This window comes from Haloarcula sp. 1CSR25-25 (assembly GCF_032027985.1).
In the GTDB taxonomy this organism is placed as follows: Archaea; Halobacteriota; Halobacteria; order Halobacteriales; family Haloarculaceae; genus Haloarcula.
Genome location: NZ_JAHYBW010000002.1, coordinates 462,808 through 488,974 on the forward strand (window position 1 = coordinate 462,808; position 26,167 = coordinate 488,974).

Annotated in this window: 29 protein-coding genes, 2 tRNA genes and 1 pseudogene; 6 read left to right on the forward strand and 26 right to left on the reverse strand. The window is 60.2% G+C overall.

Annotated features, from left to right (window positions below; all coding sequences use genetic code 11):
• Position 1: 1 nt before the first annotated feature.
• From KZ498_RS07470 to KZ498_RS07500, 7 genes are all read right to left on the reverse strand, one after another.
• Positions 2-919: a hypothetical protein gene (locus KZ498_RS07470; protein WP_312618061.1), complete on the reverse strand. Its 918-nt coding sequence runs from the start codon at positions 917-919 to the stop codon at positions 2-4.
• Positions 919-2,322 carry an XkdF-like putative serine protease domain-containing protein gene (locus KZ498_RS07475; protein ID WP_312618062.1) on the reverse strand — a complete coding sequence of 468 codons (1,404 nt, stop codon included), beginning with the start codon at positions 2,320-2,322 and terminating at the stop codon, positions 919-921. The genes KZ498_RS07470 and KZ498_RS07475 overlap by 1 nt, the downstream gene beginning before the upstream one ends.
• A gap of 14 nt (positions 2,323-2,336) precedes the next feature.
• Positions 2,337-3,086 carry a phage minor head protein gene (locus KZ498_RS07480; protein WP_312618063.1) on the reverse strand — a complete coding sequence of 250 codons (750 nt, stop codon included), beginning with the start codon at positions 3,084-3,086 and terminating at the stop codon, positions 2,337-2,339.
• Positions 3,086-4,657 (reverse strand): phage portal protein, encoded by a 1,572-nt coding sequence (locus KZ498_RS07485; protein WP_312618064.1) that lies wholly within the window; start codon positions 4,655-4,657, stop codon positions 3,086-3,088. The genes KZ498_RS07480 and KZ498_RS07485 overlap by 1 nt, the downstream gene beginning before the upstream one ends.
• A 110-nt stretch (positions 4,658-4,767) precedes the next feature.
• Positions 4,768-6,048 (reverse strand): hypothetical protein, encoded by a 1,281-nt coding sequence (locus KZ498_RS07490; protein WP_312618065.1) that lies wholly within the window; start codon positions 6,046-6,048, stop codon positions 4,768-4,770.
• Positions 6,032-6,523, reverse strand: a complete 492-nt coding sequence (locus KZ498_RS07495) for a hypothetical protein (protein WP_312618066.1) — start codon at positions 6,521-6,523, stop codon at positions 6,032-6,034. The genes KZ498_RS07490 and KZ498_RS07495 overlap by 17 nt, the downstream gene beginning before the upstream one ends.
• A 380-nt stretch (positions 6,524-6,903) precedes the next feature.
• A complete protein-coding gene (locus KZ498_RS07500) occupies positions 6,904-7,629 on the reverse strand; it encodes a hypothetical protein (protein WP_312618067.1) in 726 nt (241 codons plus the stop codon).
• Positions 7,630-7,793: 164 nt separating this feature from the next.
• Between KZ498_RS07500 and KZ498_RS07505 the strand changes: the two genes are divergently transcribed.
• Positions 7,794-8,141, forward strand: a complete 348-nt coding sequence (locus tag KZ498_RS07505) for a hypothetical protein (RefSeq protein WP_312618068.1) — start codon at positions 7,794-7,796, stop codon at positions 8,139-8,141.
• Positions 8,142-8,442: 301 nt separating this feature from the next.
• Here the strand turns inward: KZ498_RS07505 and KZ498_RS07510 are convergent, their stop codons facing one another.
• Positions 8,443-9,021: a hypothetical protein gene (locus tag KZ498_RS07510; RefSeq protein WP_312618069.1), complete on the reverse strand. Its 579-nt coding sequence runs from the start codon at positions 9,019-9,021 to the stop codon at positions 8,443-8,445.
• 3 nt (positions 9,022-9,024) lie between these two features.
• Positions 9,025-9,267 (reverse strand): hypothetical protein, encoded by a 243-nt coding sequence (locus KZ498_RS07515; RefSeq protein ID WP_312618070.1) that lies wholly within the window; start codon positions 9,265-9,267, stop codon positions 9,025-9,027.
• A 69-nt stretch (positions 9,268-9,336) separates the two neighbouring features.
• On the opposite strand from KZ498_RS07515, the pseudogene KZ498_RS07520 reads away from it, so the two are divergent.
• Positions 9,337-9,975 (forward strand): annotated as a pseudogene (locus tag KZ498_RS07520) (IS6 family transposase).
• Between the two features lie 114 nt (positions 9,976-10,089).
• Here the strand turns inward: KZ498_RS07520 and KZ498_RS07525 are convergent.
• Positions 10,090-10,677 (reverse strand): hypothetical protein, encoded by a 588-nt coding sequence (locus KZ498_RS07525; RefSeq protein ID WP_312618071.1) that lies wholly within the window; start codon positions 10,675-10,677, stop codon positions 10,090-10,092.
• 700 nt (positions 10,678-11,377) lie between these two features.
• On the opposite strand from KZ498_RS07525, the gene KZ498_RS07530 reads away from it, so the two are divergent.
• Positions 11,378-11,812: a hypothetical protein gene (locus KZ498_RS07530; RefSeq protein WP_312618072.1), complete on the forward strand. Its 435-nt coding sequence runs from the start codon at positions 11,378-11,380 to the stop codon at positions 11,810-11,812.
• Between the two features lie 223 nt (positions 11,813-12,035).
• Here KZ498_RS07530 and KZ498_RS07535 read toward each other — a convergent pair whose 3' ends face one another.
• Positions 12,036-13,757 (reverse strand): hypothetical protein, encoded by a 1,722-nt coding sequence (locus tag KZ498_RS07535; RefSeq protein WP_312618073.1) that lies wholly within the window; start codon positions 13,755-13,757, stop codon positions 12,036-12,038.
• A 445-nt stretch (positions 13,758-14,202) separates the two neighbouring features.
• On the opposite strand from KZ498_RS07535, the gene KZ498_RS07540 reads away from it, so the two are divergent.
• Together KZ498_RS07540 and KZ498_RS07545 are read left to right on the forward strand one after the other, a co-directional pair.
• Positions 14,203-15,678, forward strand: coding sequence for a hypothetical protein (locus KZ498_RS07540; protein ID WP_312618074.1), 1,476 nt, complete (start codon positions 14,203-14,205; stop codon positions 15,676-15,678).
• 272 nt (positions 15,679-15,950) lie between these two features.
• A complete protein-coding gene (locus tag KZ498_RS07545) occupies positions 15,951-16,379 on the forward strand; it encodes a CBS domain-containing protein (protein ID WP_312618075.1) in 429 nt (142 codons plus the stop codon).
• A gap of 125 nt (positions 16,380-16,504) precedes the next feature.
• On the opposite strand, the gene KZ498_RS07550 is transcribed toward KZ498_RS07545, so the two are convergent.
• From KZ498_RS07550 to KZ498_RS07615, 14 genes are all read right to left on the reverse strand, one after another.
• Positions 16,505-16,762 carry a helix-turn-helix domain-containing protein gene (locus KZ498_RS07550; RefSeq protein WP_312618076.1) on the reverse strand — a complete coding sequence of 86 codons (258 nt, stop codon included), beginning with the start codon at positions 16,760-16,762 and terminating at the stop codon, positions 16,505-16,507.
• A 196-nt stretch (positions 16,763-16,958) separates the two neighbouring features.
• Complete coding sequence (locus KZ498_RS07555) at positions 16,959-18,017, reverse strand: hypothetical protein (protein ID WP_312618077.1); 1,059 nt, start codon at positions 18,015-18,017, stop codon at positions 16,959-16,961.
• A complete protein-coding gene (locus KZ498_RS07560) occupies positions 18,010-18,138 on the reverse strand; it encodes a hypothetical protein (protein ID WP_312618078.1) in 129 nt (42 codons plus the stop codon). Before KZ498_RS07560 ends, KZ498_RS07555 begins: the two co-directional genes overlap by 8 nt.
• Positions 18,135-18,383, reverse strand: coding sequence for a hypothetical protein (locus KZ498_RS07565; protein ID WP_312618079.1), 249 nt, complete (start codon positions 18,381-18,383; stop codon positions 18,135-18,137). Before KZ498_RS07565 ends, KZ498_RS07560 begins: the two co-directional genes overlap by 4 nt.
• 138 nt (positions 18,384-18,521) lie before the next feature.
• Positions 18,522-18,595 (reverse strand) — tRNA-Thr (locus KZ498_RS07570).
• Between the two features lie 32 nt (positions 18,596-18,627).
• Positions 18,628-19,095, reverse strand: coding sequence for a GNAT family N-acetyltransferase (locus tag KZ498_RS07575; protein ID WP_312618080.1), 468 nt, complete (start codon positions 19,093-19,095; stop codon positions 18,628-18,630).
• A gap of 86 nt (positions 19,096-19,181) precedes the next feature.
• The gene (locus KZ498_RS07580; RefSeq protein WP_312618081.1) at positions 19,182-19,757 is read right to left on the reverse strand and encodes a CBS domain-containing protein; all 576 of its coding nucleotides are present in this window, start codon (positions 19,755-19,757) and stop codon (positions 19,182-19,184) included.
• Between the two features lie 67 nt (positions 19,758-19,824).
• Complete coding sequence (locus KZ498_RS07585; RefSeq protein ID WP_312618082.1) at positions 19,825-20,598, reverse strand: GTP cyclohydrolase IIa; 774 nt, start codon at positions 20,596-20,598, stop codon at positions 19,825-19,827.
• A gap of 98 nt (positions 20,599-20,696) precedes the next feature.
• The gene (locus tag KZ498_RS07590; RefSeq protein ID WP_312618083.1) at positions 20,697-21,035 is read right to left on the reverse strand and encodes a hypothetical protein; all 339 of its coding nucleotides are present in this window, start codon (positions 21,033-21,035) and stop codon (positions 20,697-20,699) included.
• Positions 21,036-21,090: 55 nt separating this feature from the next.
• Positions 21,091-21,390 carry a DUF5785 family protein gene (locus tag KZ498_RS07595; RefSeq protein ID WP_312618084.1) on the reverse strand — a complete coding sequence of 100 codons (300 nt, stop codon included), beginning with the start codon at positions 21,388-21,390 and terminating at the stop codon, positions 21,091-21,093.
• A gap of 45 nt (positions 21,391-21,435) precedes the next feature.
• The gene (locus KZ498_RS07600; protein WP_312618514.1) at positions 21,436-22,695 is read right to left on the reverse strand and encodes a PGF-pre-PGF domain-containing protein; all 1,260 of its coding nucleotides are present in this window, start codon (positions 22,693-22,695) and stop codon (positions 21,436-21,438) included.
• A 395-nt stretch (positions 22,696-23,090) separates the two neighbouring features.
• Positions 23,091-23,699, reverse strand: a complete 609-nt coding sequence (locus KZ498_RS07605) for a hypothetical protein (protein WP_312618085.1) — start codon at positions 23,697-23,699, stop codon at positions 23,091-23,093.
• Positions 23,700-24,032: 333 nt separating this feature from the next.
• A tRNA-Ser gene (locus KZ498_RS07610) sits at positions 24,033-24,116 on the reverse strand.
• A gap of 26 nt (positions 24,117-24,142) precedes the next feature.
• Positions 24,143-24,895 carry a hypothetical protein gene (locus KZ498_RS07615; RefSeq protein ID WP_312618086.1) on the reverse strand — a complete coding sequence of 251 codons (753 nt, stop codon included), beginning with the start codon at positions 24,893-24,895 and terminating at the stop codon, positions 24,143-24,145.
• A 101-nt stretch (positions 24,896-24,996) separates the two neighbouring features.
• Here KZ498_RS07615 and KZ498_RS07620 point away from each other — a divergent pair, with 101 nt between their 5' ends.
• The gene (locus KZ498_RS07620) at positions 24,997-25,539 is read left to right on the forward strand and encodes a hypothetical protein (protein WP_312618087.1); all 543 of its coding nucleotides are present in this window, start codon (positions 24,997-24,999) and stop codon (positions 25,537-25,539) included.
• On the opposite strand, the gene KZ498_RS07625 is transcribed toward KZ498_RS07620, so the two are convergent.
• Positions 25,540-26,166, reverse strand: a complete 627-nt coding sequence (locus KZ498_RS07625) for a uracil-DNA glycosylase (protein ID WP_312618088.1) — start codon at positions 26,164-26,166, stop codon at positions 25,540-25,542.
• Position 26,167: the final 1 nt, after the last annotated feature.

The following is a 26,167-nucleotide window of genomic DNA, read 5'->3' on the forward strand; positions in this document are numbered from 1 at the left end:
CTCAGGGCGCCGCGATGTTACTGGCCGTGACGACACCGGATTTCTCCATGATCTGGTAGTCGATCTTGGCCAGCATGTTGTAGATCGTCTCGATGTCGTTGAGGACGTTGCGCTCGCTGGCGTCGGTGGACTTGACCCGCAGTGGGTCCTGCACGATGTACAGCAGGTTCTCCATCGACGTGAGCATCACCCGGTCGTCGGGCCAGCCCAGCGGCGTGATGATGTCGAAGCCGTATGGCGTCGGCTCGTCGCCGTTCATCAGCATCGCATCGCCACCGCTCGTCGAGCGGTCGGTGAGGTACTCCTGGTAGGCGTCTTTCTGTTCGTAGGACGCCAGAAACACCAGGTTCTGGGCCTTCTTGTAGCGGTCGGGCATCGCCGTTCGCATGTCCTCGAATAGCGACTTGTCGATGCTGGCCGAGCCGTGGTCGTACGTGCCGGGACTAGTACTGTTGTCCGCGACCGTGAGCCAGCCGTCCTCAATACCGGCGAACCCACTCGTCGACGTATCACCGACGCTGGCCAGGATTTCGAGGTCCCGCCCGAACTGGCGGATGAACAGTTGGCGGATGGTCGCTTCGGGGTCGTCGATGAGCTCGTTGCTGGCCTCCCACGTCTGTTCGAACGGCAGGCTGACCTTGGTGGTCGCGAACGAGACATCGGTGCTGTCGACGGTCTGTAGCGAGACGCTGTTACCCTCGCCGACGGACTGGAACAGTTCCGTGCCGACCGACAGCCGCGGAATCTCGCCCGACTCGGCCGCCGGGGTGAGCTGGCGAGCCTGCTGGAGGACGTTGCTCTGGTTCTCGACGTCAAGCATGAAGTCCTCGAACTGCTCGGGCGTGAGCTGGGAGCCCGTCGCGAAGTCAGTCGAGGAGACCTTTTCGAGCGCGCCGGTATTGGCCTCGCGCGCCGCCATCAGTTCTCACCTCCGGTCATGAACGGCGACTCGTCCCAGGTCGCTTCCTTGCCCTCGCTGGCTTCGGTGCCGGTGTCGGCCTGTTGGCTGACACCCTGTGCGGTGGCCATCTGTTCCAGCAAGTCGGCCTGCTGTTCGACGACGTCGGCGAGTTCGTCGACCTTCTCGTCGGTCGCCGGTGCGTCATCGTCTGGCTCGGGTTCGTCGGCTGTCTTCTCCTCGTCGGCGGCTTCCTCGCCGCTATCGTCATCTAGCTGTGCCTCGATCGTGTCGAGACGCTCGGTGATCTCCTCCAGCGTCTCCTCGATTGCGTCGCTCATGTCAGTAGTCTCAGTGTCGCTGTCGGTTGCGGCGTCGGACTCAGTCGGTGCTTTGGTGTCGGCATCGGCGTCCGATGGGCCTCCGGCGCTTGATTCGGTGTCCCGGCCGTAGGCCCCGATCTCGAAGCCGTCCGTGTCGTCGTCCGTGAACCGGCGCCGACCATGCTCGATGTCGGACCGAGAGAGTAGGTCCAGCGCTGCGTCGTGGACGGCCTTCGCGCTCGCGACGTTGGCCGCCGAGAGCGTCCGGCCGTCCTTCGTCTCGCTCGCTGCTGGGGCCGTGGCCTGCCCGTCGTCGCCATGCCCCTGCCCCAGCCAGGATTTGGCCCGGCCGAGCCAGCCACTCTCGTCGGCTTGCTTGTGCTCCTGCAGGAACCGGGCTAGGCGCTTTGCATCGTCGGCGGAGTGGCCCCGCTCTTCGAGGTACATGCGCGCCGCGACGATGTTCTCGGTCAGCGCCGGGCTGGCCTTCGAGAGGTGGGTCTTGGTCTCGGCGTGAGTCGCATCCGGTACCGCCGGCCGATCGACGGTGCTGGTTTCGTAGATGCGGCCGTCCGTAATCTCGCGGACCATGATGTCGTCACGCTCCATGCCAGCCTCGTCGAGGTCGGCCTGGACGGGGTCGGGAATCGAGACGTCGTCGGGCATCTCGCCGGGTTCGTACAGCCGGCCCTTTGCGCGGCCGCCGATGGAGAAGCCACCCAAAACGCCGTCGTCGACGAGTTGCCAGAGCTGGTCGTCCGTGTACTTCCAGGCTTGGATCCACGTCCCCGCGGGTAATTCCTTCGACCCGATGGTTTCCCGTTGCTGGAGTTGGCGGTCCTCAACGAGTTTCATCTGCTCTTCGGGGAAAATTGCGTGCATGACACCGGGGTGGGCGTCACCGTTGTCGACGCGCTCACTCCAGTTGTCTCGCAGTTGCGCGATGGTGCCCTGCCGGAGGAAATCCCCTTGATGATCTAGTCTCGACGGAACTAGAACCGCGCCCCTTGCAATCTGTTCATCTTCATTCTTTTCGAGGAGTTCGGCACGCTTCTCGAACTCCTCGGGTGATGCATCTTGGTCGATAGCTGTGGCTGGCATAGGTGAGTTGCTCCTTACAGGTCCCAGACGGGCGCTACAGAGCATCTGCAATTTGCCCGTTCGCTCATGGGCAGCCGTGGGTCGCCGGGCCACCACGCGCTGTGGCCGTCGATGTCGAACTGCGCGCCCACTGGGACCACCTGGCCGTCGGCGTCGCGGTGGCTGACCCGAGTTCGGGCGTCGTCTTCAGCGAGCCACACCTTGCCCGGTGCGCCGGCATCACGAATTGACGATGCTGCCCCCCGAGCGCTAGCGGCCGTCCCTTCGGTGCGGGCCGCCCGTTCGGCCTCGTAACCTCGCATATCCTCGAACACATCGGTCAGCAGGGCCTCAATCTCGGGCTGGCCCAGGCCGTCATCGAAGGCCTCCCGAAGTGCCCGGGCGATGTCGTCGGCCATCCGCGTCTGCATCTGGTCGCTGGCCGCCGCAGCATACGTCTGGAGTTCCCGGCGGACGTTGTCCCGTAGTCGCGGGTTGACGTCGAGGTCGAACCGGCGGATGGTGACCGCACGGCCGGCCTCGGCCCCGTCTTCGTACAGCGTCTCGAACGATGCGGTAACGCCATCGCGGTACGCGTCAAGATAGCGGCCGATCGTCCGCCGAATAGCCCGCTGGCTACCCGGCCTGATGTCGCCATCCCGGAGGCCCGACAGGATGTCGTCGTGCCACTGGCGTAGCAGCCGGACAAACGCCTCGATGAACGTCCGCCGGACAGCGTCCTCTGTCGGGGAGTCCTTGGCGAGGAACCCACAGTGCTGGCACATCAGTCGTCACTGTCGGCGCGGTCAGTCAGGCTATATCCGAGGTCCGCAGCGCGCTGGTCACGGCGGGCTGCCTGGACGTCGCCGCCCTCGCCGCTGCCCGAAGAGGGGGCGCCCGACCCACCAGCGGGCCCGGTCTGACTGAGTTCGGCGACTAGGAGATCCCCTTCCGGCGCGCCGAGTGGTTCTTTACCGACTTCCTCGCGCGCCTCATCGACCGTGATGACGCCTGCGGTGCCTTCGATGCGGAGCTTGTTGATTTCGGCCTGTCGCATCTCGCTTTCGCCGCCCTGCAAGGCGAACTCGATAGTCCATCCGTCGACGTCCAGCATCGTCTGATGAATGAGGCGGTACAGATGCGCCGCGAACTTCTCCTGTTTCGGCCTGATAGTTTCGTTGGCGAAGCGACGACGCTGGGCGTCAGCATTGGCGCGGTTGATGCGCTCCGTGCGATTGGCGACGACCGGTGGTACTTCGTGAGCCTTCAAAATGTCATGTTCATTCTCGCGGCGATACTCGGTAAAGCTGGCATCCTCGTCGACACCGACCGTCAACGGTTCGATGCGTAGGCTGACGTCGTGGGCATCCTCGAACGAGTTCTTGATGCCCGACACGGCTTCGAGGATGACGCCGCGATGGGCCTCGTCGTTGTCTTTCAACTCGGCGAATTTCTCCTCGAGTTCGGCCCACGCCGCATCGGTCAGTTCGCCGCCCTCGACGATGACTGCGAATCTGGGCACGCCGTCGTTCTCGAAAAACCGCCGGTTGTAGGTTCTGGCGGCGACGTCACCGGCTAGTGTCTCCATCGCCGGGATGATATCGGGCGTCCCGTAGTGTGGGGCCAGTGCAGAGTAGTTGCGATAGACGATGAGTTCGTTCGCGGGCGTGTCCACGTCGGCGATGGAACCCCCGACCGTGCCGTCGTCGGCGTCGATGAACGTCTGGTCGTCGCCATACCGTGCCCCGGCCGGCGCGAAATACCCCTCGATGATATTGCTATCGGGGTCGATCTGCACGAACCCTGGCGCGTCGCTACGCTTGCGAATCGTATGGGCCGGCAGGTGGGCCAGTCCCGTCGGGTCGCCCGTCATGTCGTTGGCCAGCACCTCGATCGCTAGCCAGCCGATTGACTCGTAGTCCGTCCAGCCGTTCTCGATGACCTGCGATGGCGTGGCCGGTTGGGCGTCGACGCCGAGTTGGAACGTTGAGTCGTCGCCGAACCAAAACTCTCGCACCGTGTCCTCGCCCGGCGGTTCGCTATCGCTGTCCTCATCGACGGCTTCCTCGTGTGGGACGATGTCGAATCCGTGGCCTGCGACGCCCTGGGCCTTGGCGTCGACACAGCGGGCGTGGGTTTCCGAGCGCTCCAGCAGCAGCGCCAGGTTCGTCGGCGGGTACGGCGGTTCGTAGTAGTCCGTCTGGTCGTGCGGGTCATCCGGATCGTGTTGCTGGCTGCTGGTAGCGTTCGCCGTCTCGCGGTCGGTGTAGTCCGTAGACTGGAGGTTCTGCCAGGCCGACCCGTTGGACTCGTCGCCGCCGATCGTGCGGGCGATTTCGGTGTCACCGCTACTCATTTTTCGACCTCGTCACCGGGGCAGGTGCGATGTACGCCCCTGGCTTTCGCCAGCGGTGTGTCGAGCGGGTCCCCGCAGCGCTGACAGAAGGTGCTGTGCTGGTGCATGTGTCAAAAGCTCCGTGCGAATCCGTCGTCCGACCGTTGGCGGGCAGTCACGGCGTTTGCCATCGCCAGCGCGTCGACGCAGTCATCGTGAAAGCCCTCCGGGGCGTGGTACTTCGTCGTCCCGGACGGCGTCACCTCGTACTCGAAGATCTCCAATTCGTGCTGGAGTTGGGGCAGCTCTGGTGCCGTCAGGTCGCCGGCCTCGATGGCAGCCGCCAGGTTCTCGACGAGGTCCTGCTTGCGCTGGAGCGTGAACCTCACCGGGACGATATTCAGCCCGGCTGCCGCGAGGTCGGCCACGAGCTTGTTGTCTCGCGAGGCGTCGATGCCGACCGTGCCGGGGTAGTCGGCAGCGGCCGTCTCGATCCGCCCTTGAATCTGGGGCCAGGACAGGCCACGGGCGCGCTCGAAGTGGACGATGTCGCCGTCAGCGTCGAGTACGACACCGACCAGCCAGTCCTCATGCCGGGCCAAGTCCCAGCCATGACGGTACGGTGCTGTCCCATCGTGGCTGTCGATGTCGTAGGCAGCCGTGAACAGCGTTTCATCGAGGTGTTCGAACACGCCGCCGGACTCCTCGACGAATTCGGCGAGGTACTCCTGCCGGTAGACGCGTTCGGGGACGTCGCCACGCTTCTCGGTGGGGTCCTCAGCGATGAAGGGGTTGTCCGCGCTGGTGGCATGGAAGCTCTCGTGGTCGGGGAAATCATCGCTCTCCCCGCGCTGGTACATCTCGTAGAACAGCCCTCGGCCCCGTGGCTTCGAAATGAACAACGCACAGCCCAGGCGGTCCATCAGCATGGGCTGGAGGTCGTTGTCCCACAGCGATCGTGGCATGTACGCCATCTCGTCGATGACCATCCGGTCGACGCCAGCACCCTGGAGGCTCTCGGGTTTGTCGAAGGTGCGGAACTCGTAGGTGACGCCGTTGGTGAGCTGGATTTCGTAGGGCTCGCTGCGGGACGTCTTTTCGATCCAGTGGGCGGGCAGGGCCGCCTTGAGCGTGTCGTAGCCGTGTTTCTTGGCCTGGTCGTAGGTCGGGCCGACCCACCAGACCGTCGCTGTCGTGGGGTCGTCAGCGCCCCAGTCCGAGCGCCATGGGGCACGGCCGTACTCCGTGATATCGATGACGGCCGTGATGTTCTTGCCACCACGCCGGCCCCAGGCACAGGTCCGATGGCGAGCGTCGGATTCGAGGACGGCTTCCTGCTTGGGATGGGTCGTGTACGTCGGCGGTTTGCCGTTGGGGCCAAGCAGTGCCTGTCGGTCAGTGGTTGTCCTCATCGTCTGGCGTGTAGGTGACGAAGTCGGCGGTTACGTCAGCCGTCGCGTCGACGTCGGCATTGAGGTCGACTTCCTGGCGCTCTGTTTTGATGAACTTGAAGGATCGTTCCAGCAGGAAGCGAGCGAACTGAATGTCGATTTCGTCGTCGGGATCCAGCGCTCGCTGGACGAGTTCGTCAGCTGCTGTCGCGCGCTTGCGTTTGAAGCTGTCCGAAAACTCCTCGTGGTCGTCGAGGTACTTGTACAGCGTCGACCGGCTGACGCCGCCCGTGTTTGCAACCTGCTTGATGTTGAGGAAGCTGCCGGCCGCCTCGAGCAGGTCGTTTTTGACCCGTTCGAACTTCGAGGGGCGACCGCCGGCCGACGTCTGGTCGTTTTCCGCGGAGTGGATGCCACACTTCCCGTCAGGATATTTCGGCGTGTACTCGCATGGGTCCCCGTTGTTCTTGATGTGGCCACACTGTTCGTCGGTCATGGATTAGGAAAGGACTGGGCTTGATGAACCCCTCAGTCGGTGACAGGTTTCACCAGCCTTGCTGAATACATAGCACATATCTATCGTGGAATTCGTCCTCAATGTAGTCTCTGAGGGCATCGAAAGAAGTGGGTCAGATGGAAAATTGCTCCCTGAAATTCGGCGGCAGAGCGTTTGTTTTTCATATTCAAGCCCAAAATCAACCTTTTTACTGCGCCCTCAGTCTCTGGGTTTGATATAGGAAAAGTGGTCTGTGCTGTGAACTAATATGAATATATATAGTAACAAGAATCGGTTTGTGAGTGTCTCTTCAGTCGATTTCACCGTATTCACGTGTGTACTAACACCAGCCACGAAGCGTCGCAAAGGCCGCGCAGTGATTAGCGGTAGACTGCATACTCAAGACTGAATTCGATGATGCCGTCCGAACTATCACCGAGGACAGGTGGCTTTGCTTTTCCCCGCACAGTATTATCTATAATAATATATTTTATTCCACCGGCGATTGTCCCTTGTATCCTCGCTTCTCTTGTGTCCAACACAGAGAGGTCAGTAAAATACTGAGTTTTCTCACCTGCAATCCAATTTTCGAGATTGTCCTGATCTAAGAGTAGTATATCAGCATTGGGCCCATTGGTTATACTCACTTGGTACTCCATTGTTACAGTGTTTTCAAGTTCAAACCGGTACCGCGATATCTTCCCTTTGCCGACTGAGCCTTTCTTATCACCTCGATATAGAAACGTCGGCGAGGCACCAGTGACAGTATCTATGGTATTGCTTTCGTCTGCTTGAGTGCTGTCCTCCTGATTAGCGTCTGTCGTAGCGGTGAGATCCAATTGTGTATCTTTCGAGGAATCAGGCGTCCCGAGGTTCCCCTCCTCATCAAACAGCCCTTTCGCTGGATTGAATTCTGTGGTATCGCTCCCTTCCTCACGGATTCCCGGTAGCTTCACCTCCCCGTTTTTTCTGGTTTGACAATCGTCACAAACATTCTTTTTTCGCTTTTTTGAACTCGTAAATTTGTCAGTGTCCTCAACTTGTTTTGTAATAGGTAATTCTCGCTGACAGGTTTGACAAATGAATGTACGATTCTCATTTCCCATGTAATACCCATCTATTCCCCTTATGATATATGACTTTTCTGCTGAATTAACCCTCTGTATCTTGTGCGGTGCTCCTGACAGACACTGAGCGGTCCGAAAGGGTAATGCTGCACACACAGCGCGTATTCATCATTCTTATCAGCCAATTCTACACATTGCTCTATATGCAGATAGGAGACATTAGCACTATAGGATGTGTCAAGTGTCAAATTGATTTTAATAATTCCTTCGCTACTGATACAATCAATGTCCCACAGTGTCCGAGCTGTGGCACTTTGGTTGACGGGTTCGAAGACCAAACAAATCTCCACCAGAGAAATTTGGAGGCATATAGTACACTTGAGGATATTAAGCGCGATTTGAGAAGAGTTGTCGATGCGATTGAAGATGGACAGAATTCGATTCCAGAGGGATCATCGCTGCCAACACTTAATCAAGCAACCCAGAGTCTAAAGAAGATTAGCCGGTATGCCGCTGAAAAAAATGAAGAGCTTAATGACTCTGATTCTTGACGCATCGCGCAACGCTGCTGAGTTGGGCACTCGGTAATGGTCAGGAAGGTACCGCCATTGACAGCAAACACAGTCTCCTATGCGCCTGAAAGGGACTCGTAGGACTGTCTTCGTTCCGGGCTGAGGGTGCCGTTGAGTAGCAGAGATGGAAGTGCGATGATAGGGTTGCACATGTGGTGGCCGACGACGTGGCCGGCCTCGAGAATGCGGTCGTAGGCGGCCTGGTCATATTCGTCTACCTTTTTTTTTCGCTCTCCTTCTGCGATACAGTGCGGGCATGCGGAACACATGCAGGGTGGTGTCACACCACGTCAATGTCGGCGCTGCGTTCGCTCTCAATAGCGGTCTGCGACGGGCCGGCCTTGGAGAGAACCTGGCGGATGCGGTCGCGGCCGTTGGAGTATGAGGTCAGCGAGCCGTCGAGATGCAGCCCCTGGGATTCGTAGCGCGAGGCCTCCAGATGGCTGACGACCAGCGTGCGGCCGTCGGTCGTCTCGAAGCCCCGGGCGTGCACCTCCATCGGCGTGGGCTCGCCGGTCGTGGGGCTCGGCGCCGTCCCGGCCGGACGGCGAAGGTTGACGTCTTCGCTGCGGTAGTTGTAGCTCGCTGGCGGGTACTCGAAATACTGCGTGCGGAGCGTCTGGGCCAGCGTCGACGGGGCACAGTCGACGACCAGCGCCGGCACGCCCTGTGGACGGGGTTTCGTGAAGTACCGATGCCGGAGGTCCTTGGCGATCTGGCGCGCCGACCGATACGGGAGCCGACCGATGGGCAGCTTGCCCGTCTTCTTCCAGTGCGTGAGTGCGCCGCCCAGCCCGGTTACAGTAGCCGCTATCTGTTCGGGATGTGTGGCGGCGTACTCGGTGAGTGCCTGGAGCATGGGTTAGTGGTCGTCATCTTGGAACTGACTGGGAGCGTCACCATTCAGCCGGTCGGCGACCCTTTCCTCGTCGATATTGGGATTTTCGCGAGCGATGGCGACCGTCACCTCAACGAGTCCGTTGAGCTTGCTGGCCAGAGCCTGCCCCCGGCCCAGACGGATCTCATACGCGAGATAGATGATTATCAGCAGGGCCACGAGGACGTTCTCGATCAAAAACGAGATGCTGGGCGTGACTTGAAGCATAGAAAAGCGTCGGGCGACGTGGGTGGTCGCGTTAAGTTAGAGAATGAGGCGGACGAGTTCTGAGTGTCTATGGCAGAATTCGACCGCCTCAGTGGATGTGTCGAGTGGATCGACTTGTCGTTTGTGGAGCGACGTCGGACTCCCGAGTGGGCGATTGAAGTGGGCATCCGGTGTCATCTGGCAGGTATGTCACTTCGGGATGCCAGTCAGTTTCTTGAGGATTTGGGAGTCCAACGCAGTCATGTTTCGATTCACAAGTGGGTTCACAAGGCCGATCTACAGCCGATTTCAACGGTGACCGCGGATCAACTCGCGGTTGACGAGAAGATGATCCGCCTCCACGGACAGCAGTTTTGGCTGTACGGCGCTGTCGATCCCTAAACGAACGAAATCCTGCATCTCAGCCTCTTTCCGACAGCTACGAAACAGACGACGCGGTGGTTTCTGACCGAGCTTCATCACCGGTATCATCTTGACGACCTTGTATTTCTCGTCGACGATGCTGATTATCTTGGACCGGTTCTGGCTGAAGATGGCTACCGATTTCAGACTCTCACACATGGAAATCGGAATGCTATCGAACGTGTCTTTTGGGAAATAGAACGCCGGACATCTTCGTTTGCAAATAGTTTCAGCCATGTCGAGCTAGAGACAGCTCAAGACTGGCTCGAAGCCTTCGCTGTCCACCACAACTCACGACAAAGTTAACGCGACCACGTGGGTAGGGGTGGAGACTGCGTGATTGTGGACAGACGAAGTGGGTGGAGTCGTGTGACGAAGTGGAGCTGTCCCTCGCCAGCGCTCTGTCGAGCGGCTTACGGGTCATCGGGAACCGTCATTTAACGCCCAGCCGACGGCCAGCGGCAGGTCGCTTGTGAACGCGTAGCCCTGCCGGAGTTTCTCGGCGTCGACGCTGGCGTCGTCGTTGGCGTCGAGCAACGTGACAAGGCGGTCGATGGCAGCACTGGTGGCCAGCGTCGGGTCGTGGTCGGTGTGGTCCGTCTGGCCACACGCATCACAGATGGTCCCAGTGATGACCCGCTCGCCGCGGTTCTTTTCGCCCTTGGTTGCGTCGCCAGTCAGAAACTGGAAGCCCGTTGCAGCGCTGCGGGTGACCTCCTGAGAATAATAGTGGAGTGTGAAATTACCGTCCGCGTCGCGCGTCCAGCCGTGGCCGTTCTCGGTAAACTCAAAGTCGGGCTTTGGCGGGTTGATGTCCTTGAGCCGTCGGAAGCACGTGAAACACCGGGTGTGGTCGTATTTCAGTTCGGCCAGTGTCTGGTGGCCCTCGTGGCGGAGTTCGCACTCGGTTGAGCAGTATCGGCCGTCACGAAACTCCCATTTCCGGCCGGTCTCGGTACAGGCCGGGCCGTAACACTCGACGGTCGGGGATTGTGATTGCGTACTCATGGCTGGTGGAAAGGCTCCGCAGGCCCCTCCACAGTGACGTGGCTAGTGTGCGGATTCCTGGGGCAGTGTCTTGAGAACTGCATGGGTGGCTGGAGTGATAATCCCGGCAGATACCCCAACGTCTCGGCCGATTGCTAACAGAAAACTCGGTTGATACTCGGGCGGTCAAAAAATTGCATCTCTGATTGATAAACAGAATGCCAGACCAGTCCACGTCCTGGATTGGTTTCAACAGTAAGGAACGGATCAACCGACCAGTCGCTACATGAATAGACGACTGGAACTTGTGTCAGATTCGAATTGAATTAGGAACCACCTGCTGAATAGAGCGCGCAAATGCAGTACAACATACTGTCTGTGAAGCGATATCTCTCAACACACAGGAATACTGCTGGAGGTGGTTCGATGGCGTCCGACTAGTTCCGCGCACGATCAGATGGTTATCCATCAGGTCATAGCAAAACAGTTCGGGTGGTGTAAGCGACAACAAAAGCAGTCACGACACGCCATCAGACCTGCGCGGCAGTCAAGAAGACGCCTTGGACAAGTTCGACGCAATGCTGGTGTATCTTACAGAAGTATCCCGCAACGTCGAAACAGGCATAGTATTATTCTTTCAGAATTCGTATCAAGACGTATGTCCGTGTCGGCTGAGGACCACGAGAATATGTCACGGCGTCGAATATTGCGGTCGGGTGCGGTGCTGGCGGGCGTCGTGGGTGCGGGCTGTACCGGTGGTGATAGTGGAAATTGTCGCGAAGAACGCGTCAGACGTGGGTCGACGATGATTTTCCGTGGGGAGGAGCTAACGAGTTTCTATGAAAAGGAGTGGTACATTGAGGTGGATGGCGGCGACGTGCTGGAAGCCTCAGTAGTTTCGGCGACTGAGGCGAACGACGAGGCGACGGTACGACTGCATATCGAACCAGCGGACTTCGACATTGAGGGAGAGTACGATTCGGGTTTTATGAACAGAATTGAGACGGAGTTCACGTTTCCGGAGTCGGGTGAATACCGTATTCACCTTCGAGAGCAAGCACCGGTTGTAGTCGTCGGGAACCCGGACTACGAGCAAGCGTTGTGGACTATGGACATCGTCCTGCTCGAGTACGAGATGGAACGGGTGTGTAACTGAGAGGGGCCAGAGACGAGGAGCGACAGTGGTCCAGTAGGGTCACCAACAAAGAACACGAAATAGCGTTCTGAGACGTCATCAAGAAGCCAATGGATATTCCGTTGAAGGTGAGAAAACTGCAGAACGTTACACAGACCTACAACGGAGGATTGAGGAAGATTCCGTGTTCTCGTCTCATGTCGATTCCTCAAGAAATCCACAGCCTACAGACCTACTCGTGAAGTCACTCTCCCGTCGACGGGCCGGCGTGAGAGGACAGAATTATCTTGATCAACAACGACATCAGCAGGAGGCCAGCGGCGATAAGATACACGACGAGTGGAACCGACCCGAGGGATTCGACTACGAACAGCGAGACAGCAACGAGTCCGGCCCAGTAGAGATCGCTGAGATAGTGCGCCGCGCCCTGTCGACGCTCGCTGTACATGCTGACCTCAGGGGAATACATGAATCCGACGAGGACCAGCAGGGTGCCGAATATAGGCCAGGGTGACTGCTGGGTGAGGACGACAACCGCGACACCGAAGGATACGAACTGGATCCCAAAGGCAAAGACGACGGCCCGTCCCTCGCCCCGGAGTGGTTGCGGTGGGTGACGGTAGCCAGCACGCACCGACCAGACGACGATTCCGACCAGAACGGGCCAGACGACTCCAAACACGACCCACCCCATCAACGAACTACCTTTCATAATCAGCCAGGTCGCTGCGCCCAACCCCAACAAGAGAGCGTTTCCGGGCAAGAATAGGCCGGGAGGCCGCGTCACCGACGGCATAGGAGGCGAACTGGACTCGCCTTGCCAGTAGGCTTGCCAGAATGGGACGTACGCCGGCAGCCGCTGGAGTTGCCGGAACCAGTACAGTAGGCTGTAGAGACTGAACGTCATCAAACTCGTGCCCACCCCTATGTTGGCCCACAGACGTGCGGAAAGGACGCCCAGCTCCGAAAGAGATCGGTCGCCCAACACATCTGGAATCGCGACGATTCCGGGCCACGCCTCAAGAAATGATCTACCGGCGCCGATGAGGAAGGAGATACCACCGACAAGGAAAAGCCCGCTGGTCAATATGCCCAAGATACAAAACACTGACAGGCACATTCCCTTCGGGTTTTGGATAGTTTCTATGAGGTTGTCGGCGATCCTGAACTCAATGTCGCTGTCGATTCTGTCGGGGAGCGACCAGGGTAGCCGCCCGCCGAGGGGGGCGTAGCTCCCGAGAACAGCCACGACTACGAGTCCTTCTGGTATCGGTGAAAGAAGCCCCAGGACGGCCAGTGCCAAACCGAGAATGATGGCTGGAGTCACGTAGAGTATGCCGACTTCGCTCTCGTAAAGTGCGACTAACAAGTGGCGACGACGCCTTGGGAGTGATTCGATCTTCTCAAGTTTCCCCTGTATTGACCGGATACTCGACACATCCAACGTCTCGAAGGGGGCACCTGACCTGTCGAATAGGCGCTCGCCTCTGACTAGGTGTATGTACCCACTGAATACGACTGTAATGACTATGAAGCCAGCCAAGAGGGCCACGATTATACCCCCAACATCTTGCGGGAGGTGGACGAACAGGCCCTGATCCGGAGCGCTCCCTGTCATCTGACCGATGAGGAGTCCGATATAAAGGGTTGTGACCGCAGTAAGTGCTCGAAAACCCCGGGCCTCAACGATATTGCCGAACCTCTCAATGTACAAATCTGGGATGTAGGCGTACACGAGATATCCGAAGGCCACGTACGTAAGAATGGGGCTGACAAGTGTATTCCCGCCGCCGAGCGTCTGGTAGATGGTAAATAGACCGAAACCGAGATCGAATAGGTCACTGGCTCTCGCCAGCAGGTCGGCTGCGGGCCGGGATGCCAAGACGCTCCCGCCGGCGAACAGTCCAGTGATCGCTCGGCGGGAGAGCCTCCGCAGTCCTTCGATAGGCCACGCCACTGCAACCATACTGTGTTATTTTCTACCACATATATTCAAGATACCTCATGTAACAGGGACCAGGACAGGTTCTCAGCTGATCCTGGCCAAATCCAGTCGAGAAAGCCGGCATAGTAAGCACTACTCCCTCGCTTAACTGTGCTGACTACATACTCTATATTCAGCAGGCGACTCCTGACAGCATCCCGGTAGTTCGATCGGGCGCTGCTGAATACAGCGCGCGAGCCCTGTTTAGACGCGGTGCAGTTCGTCCGGAACGGTCTTTCGCCACGGAGCGGAATCGGAACGAGAAGCACTCACGGACGAATGCTTTTCATCCAATAGAGCTGCCAACCGGTATCTTCACGAGCGTCTAAACAGGGCCCAGCGCGCGTATTCAGCAGAACGTGATTTTAGATGCCTACTGAATACGCGGACCGAGGGTTCAAGTGTCAACGAGTATCAAGATGGGTTGATGGACTCCTTGGAGCTCGTCCGGGCCACCCGCCGAGAAGAGGTCTACGAGGAGTTCGAACGGCGCCTGACCGACCAAGCCGCGCGGCTGCGCGAAGCATTCGCTGACGGGCGGTTCGGCGGTGGGTTCACCCTTGGCCTCGAGTTGGAGGGCATCGCTGTCGACGGTGAGGAGCGACTAGCCGCAGTTCCCGAATCCGCGTTTGGAGCGGTCTGTGAACGCGAACTCGGCCGGCACAACGCCGAGTTGAACACGCTAGCGACGGCGTTCACGCCAGAGGGTATCGATGAGCAAGTCGCCGCTGTCACCGAGCGGATCGACCGTGTGAACCGGGCGTTCAGAGACGCGGGTCGTCGGTTCGTCACCGACGGGATGTGGACGATTCCACCGCGAGGTGGCTCGCTCGCGTACCTGACCGCGGTCGACCGCGACGACGATGTCGTGATCCCGGTGAATATGGCACCGGAACCACGGTACTACGCCCTCAACGCCGACATCACGGCCCACGGACCGGTCGAACTCGACGTGTCCGGCTGTCGACGTACGTTCCCCACCATCCTGGTCGAATCCCTGGCCACGTCGATGCAGATACACCTCCAGGTGCCAACCGCCGAGTTTCCGAACTACTTCAACGTCGCGCTCCGGACCCTCGGGCCGGTCCTCGCGCTGTCGACGAACGCCCCCTTCCTGCCACCTGATCTTTACGATGTGGACGATCCCGAGGTGGCGCTCGATGGTCCCGTCGAGCACCGACTCCCCGTATTCGAAGCGATGAACGTGGGCGGTCCGGGGAAGGTCCGGTTCCCACGGGATATCGAGTCTCCCGTCGACGTGGTTGAGCGAGTGGTCGACGACCGCCGGTGTGCGCCGTACCTCCGCGAGTGGACCACGGACGCCCCTCGAGAGGGATTCGTCGACGAGTTCTGGGAGTTCTTGCACGGACAAGGGACGTGCTGGCGGTGGGTCCGCCCCGTCCTCGGGCCCGAGGGACCACGCATCGAGTACCGCCCGCTGGCGTCCCAACCGGGAGTCGATGACGTGGTCGGGTTGCAGGCGCTGGTCGTCGGCGTGATTCACGGCGTCGTCGCGACCGACCACCCGCTGCCCTCCCTGCCGTGGTCCGCGGCCAAGGAGTCGCTGTATGCCGCGGCGCGTGATGGCCTCGACGCCGATCTGGCGTGGGTCACCCGCGACGGCGACCTAGCGACCGACCTCTCCGTAGTCTACGACGAGGTGTTCGAGCTGGCCCGCCTTGGACTTGAGGACCGCGGACTCGAACCCGCCCACGTCGACGAGTTACTCGGACCCGTCGCGGCCCGGTGGGATGCCCGGACGACCCCCAGCACGTGGAAACGGCAGCAGGTCCGCGATCGGATTGAGGCGGGCGAAGACCTCTCAGACGCGATCACCGGGACGCAACGCGAGTACATCCGACGAGCCGAGGCGACCGATTCGTTCGCCAGGTGGCTCGAATGACCGGTCGCTGTTCCGGGATGCGTACGTCATCGATGTGAGCGAGACTCCCGGACTCTGCAATCCACACCGGTATCGCCCTGCTGAATCTACTCTCTGTATCTTGCACCGCGTTTTTAACAGAATTCGAACAGATAGTTGATTATACTGGGACGTGTATGCCCTATATTGAGCACTTAACTGGGATTAGAGACAACGCTGGGCGTAGATAGCGTATACAACTCTTCGATGAGGTTACTCGGCAGTGTTAACCATCTTGGGCAGAGACATATAGTATGATTGACCAAAAAGTTGGGGACGTGATGACCCGTAATGTGCGTTCGATTTCACCAGAGACCACGGCCTGTGAGGTTGCGACATTGTTTGCGGAACAGGGCATCGGATCGGTGCTAGTGGGTGATACCGAAACGGGCGCGTACAGCGGGATTGTCACTGAATCCGATATCATGCACCAGGTGGCAATAGGGGCCGATATCGACTCCGTTCGCGTGAAGACGTTTCTGAGTACGCCACTCGTCACGATCGCCAGCACAGAGAATATCCACGCGGCTGCTGCCCTGATGAAAGAGCACTCGATCCGACGGCTCCCGGTCACCGACGATGGCGACATCGTCGGTATCCTCACGACAACTGATCTCACTCATTATTTGCCTCGACTCAGGAACACGATTCTCCGCGGACGCAACGACCCGGCCGCTCAGTAAACATCCTGCACATAACATCTCATCTTCCTCCAGATAGGAGATACAAATTGTCCTACGATCAATTTGAATAGACTTCTATCTAACATAGTACTCGGATTTCAACAGCGCCAGAAGTTCAGGAGGGGTCAGCCAGTCGCCGGTTTCCAGAGTACGCTGCGGGCGTCTGTGCTTGGCCGTGACAGAACCAGGCCACGCGCTTCGAGACGGTCGAGCGCGTCGCGAACGGTCTGTCCGGCCAGCGCCGTCCGGGTCCGGATTTCACCCTGTGAGACTGGCGCGTGGGCATCGACGGCGAGATAGACCAGTTTGGCAGCTGGTGCGAGGTCAGCCAGTTCCGGTGGAATTGTAATCGGGTCGGTCATCGGATCGGATGTGTCGGTCATGATTCGAGGGGCGATTTGCGTCACAATCTGACGACGAAAGATTCCCGCCGTCACACTCCCACGAGTCTCGCTCTAGAGAGATGAGCGAGATTCGAGCGAGTTGCCGTACGACTACAGCGACGATACATGCACGACTACTGCAACGAAATTTTCATTCCCTCAAACGGCGGTGGAATCCAGCAGGCTGTGGCAGGGTTCATTCGGGGCCCTCCGCCGTCTCTTTCGTCGTCAGATTCTGACGAATCTCTGCACCCGTCACATCGGCCAGGTTCATCACGACCTTCGACGGCGAGCCGCGTCCGTCGCCGACGGAGAACGTGATCGCATCGACCGGTTGGAGGTCGCTACTGCCGTTGATAGCGGTGTAGGGCCGTCCATCGGATTCGGCGTCGTAGCCATCCGCAGCCCGCTTCATGGCATCGAGTACGGTGTCGCGATGATGCCCGCCACCGAGCCGCGAGTCCACGTCACTGCGGTCCATCTGGGCTTTGCCTTCGGGGTGGTCCTTCGCCTTGTTGTACAGCGTCTGGCGGATGCGTCGTGCCCGTGCATCGGGGTCGTCCGGACTCCCGCCGCCGTCGACCCGCACCATCTGAATCTTGTCACCCTGTTCCTGCACGCGCGCGTCGAGCTCGCGCAGTCGCTGATGGTGGTTCACCACGCTGTCAGCGGCGATGCCGGCCTCCTGGACGAGTTCCTCACCGACGAGGAGTTTCGCCTGTTCGGCCATCTGTCGACGGACCGCTTGGACGAGGCCCTGCGTATCCCGAGCGAGAGATTCGATTTCGTCGACGCGCTCCCGAAGCGCCTCCACCTCGGCTTCGAGCGCGTCGCGATCCATCGCGGCTGGATTCGGCGTCGATGCGTCAGAATCTGCCGGGACGGTCGTGGCTGTCGATTCCGGTGTGTCGTTGACGTCGCCACTCGATGGGTCGGGAGAGTCGGCCGCCTCTTGGACTACCCCACTCTCCGTTGCGTCAGATGCTGACGAATCGCTGGTGTCGGGTGTCTCGCCCGCCTCGTCGGTGGTGAGAGTCTCGTAGGCGTCTCGGAAGTGACTCAGCGAGACCTCGTGACAGCCCTCGTCGAAGGCGACCATGATGGCGTCGCTGCAGAGGTCGTCCAGCGCGTCCGAATCGAGCACGCCGAACTCCGTGGCCAGAATCTCTGCAGACACGTCGGCGGCCAGCTTCGCGCTGGACTGGGACAGCTTCCCGGTCCAGGCTTGGAACGCTTCGTCGTCGGCCTCAGACATCCGGCACCACCTCTTCGGGCCGCCAGACAGTGTGACACCGGAGACACTCGAAGCGGTGGCCGTCGGCACACGCACACAGCAGTGCCCCGTCAGCCGGACACGACAGGGGTCTGGTCGTCATCCCTGCACCTCCTTCAGCCGGCCACAGACGGTACAACAGACCAGCGACCCTTGGGCCTGTTCGTGACGCTGCTCCAGGTCGTCGACATCGAGGTCGGCACGGATGCGGTCCTCGCTGATGAAATACTCCAGGTTTCGCTCGCTGTCCTGCGAGTGCATCCGCTCCCAGGGCTGTGTCGACCGTTCCTCGGCAACGCCGGGGAGACACTCGCAGGCAACCCGCCATTGGACTGCGCCAGAGTGCATCACGCACTCACCCCCTGTGTTTCGATTGCAGTCTGTGGCGAGCTATCTATAGACTTATATAATATATCGCCCGTCTGATCTCCACCAGGCGGACGGTTTCCATGCCGTTTTCCGTTGGCATGTAAGCAAATTGATGAGAGCCAGGGGTGGGATTTGAACCCACGAACTCTCGATTACAAGTCGAGTGCTTGGACCACCCAAGCTCCCCTGGCGCGGTTGCATGCCTGCGTTGTGTGGGGACCGTTTAGAGAGTATCGTTTTCGGTCGGCTTTTCGAGTTCGATCCGGTGTGGTGCGTAGCCGTGCGCTCGGTAGAACTGCCGGGCGGACTCGTTGTCCGCCATCGCTTCCAGCGCGAGGACATCCGCACCGGCCTGGCGGAGTAGTTCCTCCGCCGCATCAAGCAGTTCGCTGCCGATTCCCTGGTTCCTGTAGCCCGGCTCGACGAAGATGTTCTCGATGATGCCACGCGTCTCGTCTTGCTCGTAGCGGCCGCTGTCGATAGTCACCATGACAAATCCGACGGTTTGTCGCCCCTCTCGGGCGATACGGACGTTCTCGGCGACGACACGCTGCACGACGGTCTCCCGGACCGCAGTCCTGTTCCGGTCCCCGAACAGGTGTGACCCGTGGGCACGCTGGCTCTCTGCCAGCCGGACCCACAGGTCGACGACGGTGTCCACGTCGTCCATCGAAGCGGTGGCGATATCCACGCTATTACTCCGTCTCGTACCGTCAAAACAGTTCGGCTACTCCGCGGTATCCGTCCGCCACAGGGAGTGTGACCGGCCTGAGCGGCTCAGACGTCACGACAGTCCGCACAGAGGAGTTGCCCGTTGAACGACGCCAAGTTCCGTGTGAACGTGCTACAGGCGGAACAGATGCCCTGACTGTCGAACGAATCCTCGGCGGCGGACTGCATCCCGTCGGTGGTGGCTTCCTGTCCGGTCGTCGCAACTTGCGGGGGCTGTTCGACGGCGTCCGTCGACTCGCTCTCGAACCTGGCAGTCGAGAGGATATCGTGCTCGGTCAGCGTCCCGAGTGGCTCACCGTCGGCCGTGATCAGAAGAAACTCCGCGGACCGCGTCGCCATACGGTCCCGGGCCTCCGGGAGTCCGGCGTCGGGGTCGATTGTCGGAATGGATTCACGCATCACGTCGCCGACGGTGGCAGTCTCCGGGTCGCCCCCGTCGACGATGTACGCCAGTACGTCCCTGTCCGTCGCGACGCCGATCGGTTTGTTCCCCCGCAACACGAGAATCTCCTGCTGGTCCTCCCGGAGCAGCAACTCCGTCGTCTCGAGGAGGTCGTCGGACTCGCTCGCACCGACGTACTCTCGGTTCATAACCTCCCGCACAGTGACCTCGCCGTTCATGTGTGACAGTATCACACGACCGGTCTAAAAGATACCTCCACTACGTTTATATCGCGTGGTTCACAAGTTACTCAGTTGTGTCGGTTTCGATGGTGACTGCCTCACCGGTCGCCCGACAGGTCTCTAGTGCGTGCTTGGCGTCCATCCCGGCCGTAGCTGCCGTCCGCCCGCGTCCGACACCGACTTTCAGCTCTACGTCGACCGCTTCGCGAACGTGGCTGATGGCGTCGTGGTAGTCCGCCTCGTCCAGCTCCGGACAGACCGCGATGACGTTGTCGCCGCCGACGAAGAACGACAGCGAGTCGTGGGCTTCGCGCATGTACTTCATGAGGGCCGCGTAGCCCTGCTCGATCTGGATGAACGTGTCGAACTCGTTGAGCTGGTCGGTGTACTTCTCGGTGGCGTCGTCGACATCGAAATGCGCGAGCTGTACGTCCGTCGCCTTCCGGAACTCCTCGTCGATGGTCTGTCCGCGGAGCACTTCACGTCGGCCCTTGTCCTGTGCGCTCCCGGCCTCCTGTAGCTGTTCCGTCGCCGTTCCCAGCGCCGAGACGGGCGTCGTTCCCGTCGCGACCGAGAGACTCATCGTCACCGGGTAGCGATTACCGACGGACTCCTGAACGAGCCCGTGTGCTGCCTCGTCCAGCCCGTTCGTGACGGCGATCATGTTGTCGAACCGCGAGAAGAAGATGTACCCGTCGCGGTTCCCGACCAGCTGGGCGAGGTCGGCGTACAGGCGAGATTGGAGCGTCTGGAGGTCGACTTCCCGCCGGGGTTCAGGCGTCACAGTCCACGGCCCGTAGTTATCGATCTGTATATGGGTGATCTGGGTGTTCGTCACTGTCCATTGGCCGTTTGGAAGCAACGGGTATTGCTCTGTCGGAATTTACCGGGAGAGCGGACTGTGGGCCGATTCGAACCCCGGACACGCGGGCCAGTTCAGCGGTGGTCGGTCGGCACTGCGTCGGGTCGCTGTATCTCGACGGTCCCGACCATAGAGTCGTATGCAACGATGCCTGTCGCCATCAGTTTCGGGAGGTGTTCGGTAAACAGTTCCTCGGTGAGTGCAGTCCTGTCAGTGTCGGGGACCGCCGCCGGCTCGATGTCACGCTCGGCCGCCAGCACCGCCGCCGCGAGGTCTGTCACGACCACAGGCTCATCACGGTCAGCCAGTATCGAGAGCGCGCGACGGCGAGTGTCGTCCGACAACAGGTCGTCGACGACCTCCTCGGGAAGTCTCTGCCCGGTGCGGTCACCGCTTGAAGATGTCGTCGCCATACGCGGAGCTACATCGTCCTCCCACAAGTATGTGTCGTGCCCCCACACCACACCGTCAGGCGTGTTCGAGTCTGTACGGCCACCAGTCCGCCTCGCGCAGCGCACGTCCGAGGGCCTTGTGGAAGTCCGGGAAGTCCGCGAACTCCTCCTGGTCGACGTACTCGAAGATGTCCGCCACGCTGACGACCGTCTCGTAGTCGATCCGAACCGGATGGTCCCCGTACTGATCGACGTACTCCGCGGCGGTCAACGGGAAGTCCTCCTCTTCGTTGACTTTCTTCGCCAGCACAGCGTGGCCGTACTTGCGCCGGCCCTCGCTTCCTTCCTCACCGTCCGGATCGTGTGGCCAATCCATACGCGGTTCTCTGGACACTGGCACAAAAAGGGTTTCTCTCCCCGCCTACAGTTCGAAGCCGCTGTCGTTCCGGCTGCCTCCCCGACGAAGGAGTGCGATGACGAGGCCGAACAGAAGCAACGCACCGAGGAGCCCGCCGATGACCAGCACCGTACTGATACCCATGACCGTGGCCGGCAGCGGCCCGAGTCCATTGCCGCCACCACCCGCGGGTTCGGTCTGGACCGCTGGCTCCGTTCCTTGCGGCTCGGTCCCCGGCTCGGCGCCTCCGTCGTCGGTCTGGAGTTGGCTCTCGCTTATCTGGACCTCGCCCGCGTCGACGTCGTTGAAGCCGATCCGGAACTGCCCCGGCGTCGTCACGACCGTCGAGAGTGTCACAGTCTGTTCGGTGTCCGCCGGCACAGTCACCGACGTCTGGTTGACGACCTCGCCGTCGACCAGCATCTGCGCGTCGTACGTGCCCGCAGCGCTGCCGGCGTTCTCGACGGTCCCACTGACGCTGATTCGGTGCCCGTCTGGCGCCTGCTCGCCGACGACTGACGTTCGCGTGACGGCGAACGACGGCTCGATTCTCCCGATTGCGTAGGCCGACGCACCCGCGGTGTCCGCCTCGTAGACGACGCGGTCGGGCCGTTCCGCAACGACGCTCGTTTCGGCGGCTTTCCAGGACCCGTTCACGCGATGATACACGCGGACGTCCGACGCGCCGATTCCGGCCGACTGGAGTGTGGACCGGTTCAGCGCGAACTGCATGGACGACGGCGCGACGCCGTCCGACGATCCGACGGTCACCACACCGAACACCGACGCGTCGTCGCCGGACGGAACCGGGATGTCCGCCGCGTCGGGCTCAGTGTACTCGGTCACGTCCTGGATGAACGACTGCTGTGACGCGGTGACTGTCCAGGACTGGACGGTAAAAGGTCGGTTCGTCGGCCCCGATACGTTCAGCCGGTAGGGTTCGGTTGTCGGGACTGTCCCGCCGCGTATCCTGAGTTGCCGCGTGGTCGCGTCCGAACGCCTCGTCTCGACGACTGCTGGCTTGACTTCGACCCGCCCGGCCGATTTGCCCGGGCTCTGGACTTTTATCCTGTACGTTCCGGGGGTATCGAACGTCAGTGCTCGCGTCCGCTGGACCGAGGAGTCGGCGTCGACGACCACCCGTTCGGTTGCTCTAGTCGTGCCGTTTACCACGTACTCGATAGTCGTCGCACCGCCCGAGTCGCCGGTGTTCTGGACCGTTGCTGTGACGTTGACCGATTCACCGGCCAGTATCGTGTTCGCGTCTTTCGACGCGCCGGACACGAACAGGCTCGGTGCAGCAACAGCGGGGCCTGCTGCCGTCGCTGCGAGGAGGAGAGCAACGACACAGACAATTAGCAGGCCCGGCAGACGCTGTTTCGGGGACCTATCTTCACGTACCATTAGACGGATATAACCAAGACCACCGTCATAAAACCGCCCGATTGCCTCGATTCGGTAAACTGCGCCTACGACCCGGAAGGCAGCGGATTCCACAAACACATATACTTCATAATATACTGGAGTTGGGTTTCTGCAAACAGACTCCAAAACTCGGGCTACGGGGGTGGGGCCTACGCCTACCCCCGTCAAGATTAGATTCGGGACGGGTCCCATACTCCACGGGATAGGGGGTGGATTTGTGGAGACGGGATGTAGGAATATTTACAACCGTTCTGCTATTCCACGTCAACACCAAGCAATTCGCGGAAGTGGTCTTCCAGTTCCTCCTTAAGTTCAGGTACTTCATCTTCTGTTACCCGTTCCCAAACTTCCAGCCACTCACCAGGTTCTTGAGGGTCACCAGGGCGCGACTGATATGGTGTGAATATGCCAAATTTACGATAGATAGATTCCATTTCTTGGTCCAAACTCTCTATTGTCTGACAAATATCGGCTGGGAAATATATTTTATTTTTCATATAGTAGTTACGAAACTCATTGCCTGATTCAGCCGCGGGTTGGAATTTCTCGTCTTTCGAGGGCTCATCCCCAACTTCTACAGGATTAACCAGACTTCGCATATCTTCTTCAAATAGTACAAATTTCTTATATAGTTCGGCAGTGATTTTCGCCCGTTCATTGTGAAGCTGAGAAAATTGTAGCTTGTCTTTTTCTAGCTCTGCTTGAAATCTATTCAATTCTTTATCTACTTCTTTTTCGTACTTAGTCAACTCTTTATCAAAATAATTAGTAATTGCCTCTTTTGCTACCCAACCTGCTACTGTCGCCCCTACAGCAAAGATTCCTAAGTCTCTCAAAACGGGAACTAAGGTCTGGATAATCATGGTTGAAATCATATTATTGTAGAATCATGATTGTTACTCATCCCGACACTACTTAGCTAAATTAGCCAAATCAAGCCAGCCACGATTAGCCCCGAGCCCATCGTATCTAGGAATTGTCACGATGAAAATAGATTACGTGGGTGTGAAAGCTACGGGGATGGATTCCCGCACCACCGAAAACCGCTGCTTGTGACGCTATTCACGTAGAAACAACCGGTGGGACTGGGATTTGAACCGAGCCGAGACGGTCCTGCTCGCTTCGCTCGTGCGCTGCGACTCCCAGGGCTCAAATCCAGTTGCACCGCTCACTGCTCACTATTGTTCGCAGAGAAGCGGTGGGGCTGGGATTTGAACCCAGGAATCCGTGAGGATACCTGCTTTCAAGGCAGGCGCAATAGGCCGCTCTGCCACCCCACCGCAGTCGAGCATATTCGGCGGTCCTTCTAAGACCTGTCGGTCTCCCGGACCACGGCCGGCTCGCCGTCGTCGTCGATGACGCGGATGCCGAGGTCATCGAGGAACGCCGTCGTCCGTGGTGGCACGACCCGACCGGCCCGGTCCCGGGCGCGCAACAGCGGGACAATGGTCCTGAGGTCCGCTCGCGTTTCGAGGACGGGCGCCGACGGGAGAAAGTCCACGTCGAGGCCGGCGTCCGCGGCGCGCTCGCCGATGGTCTCGACGCTCGGGACGGCGTAGCTATCCGCGAAATCTATCGGCTCGCCGAAGCCGGCGTAGTAGACGCGCCCGCCCTCTGCGGGGCCGAGAACCACGCCGCTGGACCGGAGCTTCATCGCCGCGCTGTCGATGAGCTGGCGGTTCAGCAGCGCCGCGGTCGGCTCGACGGCGGCGACGGTCGCGACCTCTTCCCGGTCGAGGAGGTGCGTGACTGTGTTCCCGACCCGACCGGCGAACGTCGACCCGACCTGCACCTCGAACCGGGCGTCGCCCGGCGATTCCAGAGCGTCCGTCACCGGCCCCCGTACTGCGGCCTCGGGGTCCACGCCGTCCGGGACCTGTTCCGGGGGGCGGTAGTTCACCAACAGCTCCCCACCGCTGATCTCCACCGCACGACAGACGTCGAGGAGCATGGCTTCGTACAGCCCGGCTGCCTCTGCGTCGTCAAGGAGGCCGCCGGCGAGGTCCTGTAGCACGACCCCCTCGACCGGGGGGTCCGCCAGCACAGTTACCGTGGTCATACTCTCCTCTCGGCCCGACATTGGTTAGTCGCTTGCGTTCCGACGTAGCTACCGACTAATTATAACATGTGAGTGGTATTTGATAACTAAGGTGAATTTATATGGAGCGAACCCAGACCTACAGATGCGACGGGTGTGGGTCGGAGTACCGGGTGCGCGGGGAGTCACAGCCGAAAGTCGTCTGTCGCGACTGCGACCACGAAGCCACGCTGTGCGGGACTGCGGCGGCACAGCGGGCGTACCACATCGGCTACACGCGATATCGCGAGGCGCGCCGCCAGCTATCGGACGCGCTGGCGACCGCCGAAGACGGGGAGACGACGCTCGCTCGCGGGGGGTTCGACGGCGCCGCGTCGGACTTCGAGGCGAGCGTCGACCAGTTCACGACCGTCGTACGCGAGGCGGAGGCCGAGACGCTGGCCGAGTCCTCGGAACGGGCGCGCAAAAAGGCCACCTGCCTCTGGCAGGCCGCCGAATGGCTCAGCGGGATGACCTACGCCAGCGAGCAGGGGGAGACCGCCCAGGCGGGCACGTACCGTCAGGACGCCGAGAACCGGCTACGGGCTGCAAAGGAGTACGGGACGGTGTCGAGCCCGGAGGAACTGCTGCAACCCGAGGAACTCGAAGCCCAGTCCGAGGCCTGACTACCGCCCGCGCCGGCCCTTCGTCTGGCGGTAGTCCTGCCCGAGCGTCTCGCTGAAGTGGTCCAGAAACGCCGTCCGTTCCTCGTCGGTCTGTTCTGCGGGCGGAAGCATGGGGAGGATCTCGAACCCGCGGCCCCGTATCGTCGTCGCGTGTCGCTCCGCGATGTCGAGGTCGTCCTCGCTCATCGTCGTGTACTCGAAGGCCAGCTCTTCGAGGGGGCGCTGTCCGACCGGGAGCAGAATCTCCGGGTTTATCATCCGTATCTCGCTGTTGAGATACGGCTCGCAGTTGACGACCTCCTCGTCGGTCGCCGCCCTCTCGGGATGTCGACAGCGGGTCACGTAGGTCAGAAAAGTGTTCTGTAGCTGTGGCCTGTCGGCGTCCGGGTCCGAACACATGTCGACCGCGGCGAGGATGTCCAGCAGTTCGCGCTCGCGCTCCCCGGTAAAGGGGATGCCGGACTCGTCGGCGCCGGCCGCGGGCGAGTCGCCGAGGACGACGAACTCGGCGCCCACGTCGCCGTAGCCGTGGACGACGTTCGCTCGCGTCTCACACAGCGCGGGGCAGTTCTGACACTCCTCGTCCATCCCGAACGGGTTCGACCTGGACTCCTGGTGTGCGTCCATG

Bases quoted from the DNA above. Each gene is read 5' to 3' on its own strand.
- KZ498_RS07470 (WP_312618061.1), bottom strand. From the start codon at position 919: ATGGCGGCGCGCGAGGCCAATACCGGCGCGCTCGAAAAGGTCTCCTCG.
- KZ498_RS07475 (WP_312618062.1), bottom strand. From the start codon at position 2,322: ATGCCAGCCACAGCTATCGACCAAGATGCATCACCCGAGGAGTTCGAG.
- KZ498_RS07480 (WP_312618063.1), bottom strand. From the start codon at position 3,086: ATGTGCCAGCACTGTGGGTTCCTCGCCAAGGACTCCCCGACAGAGGAC.
- KZ498_RS07485 (WP_312618064.1), bottom strand. From the start codon at position 4,657: ATGAGTAGCGGTGACACCGAAATCGCCCGCACGATCGGCGGCGACGAG.
- KZ498_RS07490 (WP_312618065.1), bottom strand. From the start codon at position 6,048: ATGAGGACAACCACTGACCGACAGGCACTGCTTGGCCCCAACGGCAAA.
- KZ498_RS07495 (WP_312618066.1), bottom strand. From the start codon at position 6,523: ATGACCGACGAACAGTGTGGCCACATCAAGAACAACGGGGACCCATGC.
- KZ498_RS07500 (WP_312618067.1), bottom strand. From the start codon at position 7,629: ATGGGAAATGAGAATCGTACATTCATTTGTCAAACCTGTCAGCGAGAA.
- KZ498_RS07505 (WP_312618068.1), top strand. From the start codon at position 7,794: ATGCAGATAGGAGACATTAGCACTATAGGATGTGTCAAGTGTCAAATT.
- KZ498_RS07510 (WP_312618069.1), bottom strand. From the start codon at position 9,021: ATGCTCCAGGCACTCACCGAGTACGCCGCCACACATCCCGAACAGATA.
- KZ498_RS07515 (WP_312618070.1), bottom strand. From the start codon at position 9,267: ATGCTTCAAGTCACGCCCAGCATCTCGTTTTTGATCGAGAACGTCCTC.
- KZ498_RS07525 (WP_312618071.1), bottom strand. From the start codon at position 10,677: ATGAGTACGCAATCACAATCCCCGACCGTCGAGTGTTACGGCCCGGCC.
- KZ498_RS07535 (WP_312618073.1), bottom strand. From the start codon at position 13,757: ATGGTTGCAGTGGCGTGGCCTATCGAAGGACTGCGGAGGCTCTCCCGC.
- KZ498_RS07540 (WP_312618074.1), top strand. From the start codon at position 14,203: ATGGACTCCTTGGAGCTCGTCCGGGCCACCCGCCGAGAAGAGGTCTAC.
- KZ498_RS07545 (WP_312618075.1), top strand. From the start codon at position 15,951: ATGATTGACCAAAAAGTTGGGGACGTGATGACCCGTAATGTGCGTTCG.
- KZ498_RS07550 (WP_312618076.1), bottom strand. From the start codon at position 16,762: ATGACCGACACATCCGATCCGATGACCGACCCGATTACAATTCCACCG.
- KZ498_RS07555 (WP_312618077.1), bottom strand. From the start codon at position 18,017: ATGTCTGAGGCCGACGACGAAGCGTTCCAAGCCTGGACCGGGAAGCTG.
- KZ498_RS07560 (WP_312618078.1), bottom strand. From the start codon at position 18,138: ATGACGACCAGACCCCTGTCGTGTCCGGCTGACGGGGCACTGCTGTGT.
- KZ498_RS07565 (WP_312618079.1), bottom strand. From the start codon at position 18,383: ATGCACTCTGGCGCAGTCCAATGGCGGGTTGCCTGCGAGTGTCTCCCC.
- KZ498_RS07580 (WP_312618081.1), bottom strand. From the start codon at position 19,757: ATGAACGGCGAGGTCACTGTGCGGGAGGTTATGAACCGAGAGTACGTC.
- KZ498_RS07590 (WP_312618083.1), bottom strand. From the start codon at position 21,035: ATGGCGACGACATCTTCAAGCGGTGACCGCACCGGGCAGAGACTTCCC.
- KZ498_RS07595 (WP_312618084.1), bottom strand. From the start codon at position 21,390: ATGGATTGGCCACACGATCCGGACGGTGAGGAAGGAAGCGAGGGCCGG.
- KZ498_RS07605 (WP_312618085.1), bottom strand. From the start codon at position 23,699: ATGATTATCCAGACCTTAGTTCCCGTTTTGAGAGACTTAGGAATCTTT.
- KZ498_RS07615 (WP_312618086.1), bottom strand. From the start codon at position 24,895: ATGACCACGGTAACTGTGCTGGCGGACCCCCCGGTCGAGGGGGTCGTG.
- KZ498_RS07620 (WP_312618087.1), top strand. From the start codon at position 24,997: ATGGAGCGAACCCAGACCTACAGATGCGACGGGTGTGGGTCGGAGTAC.
- KZ498_RS07625 (WP_312618088.1), bottom strand. From the start codon at position 26,166: ATGGACGCACACCAGGAGTCCAGGTCGAACCCGTTCGGGATGGACGAG.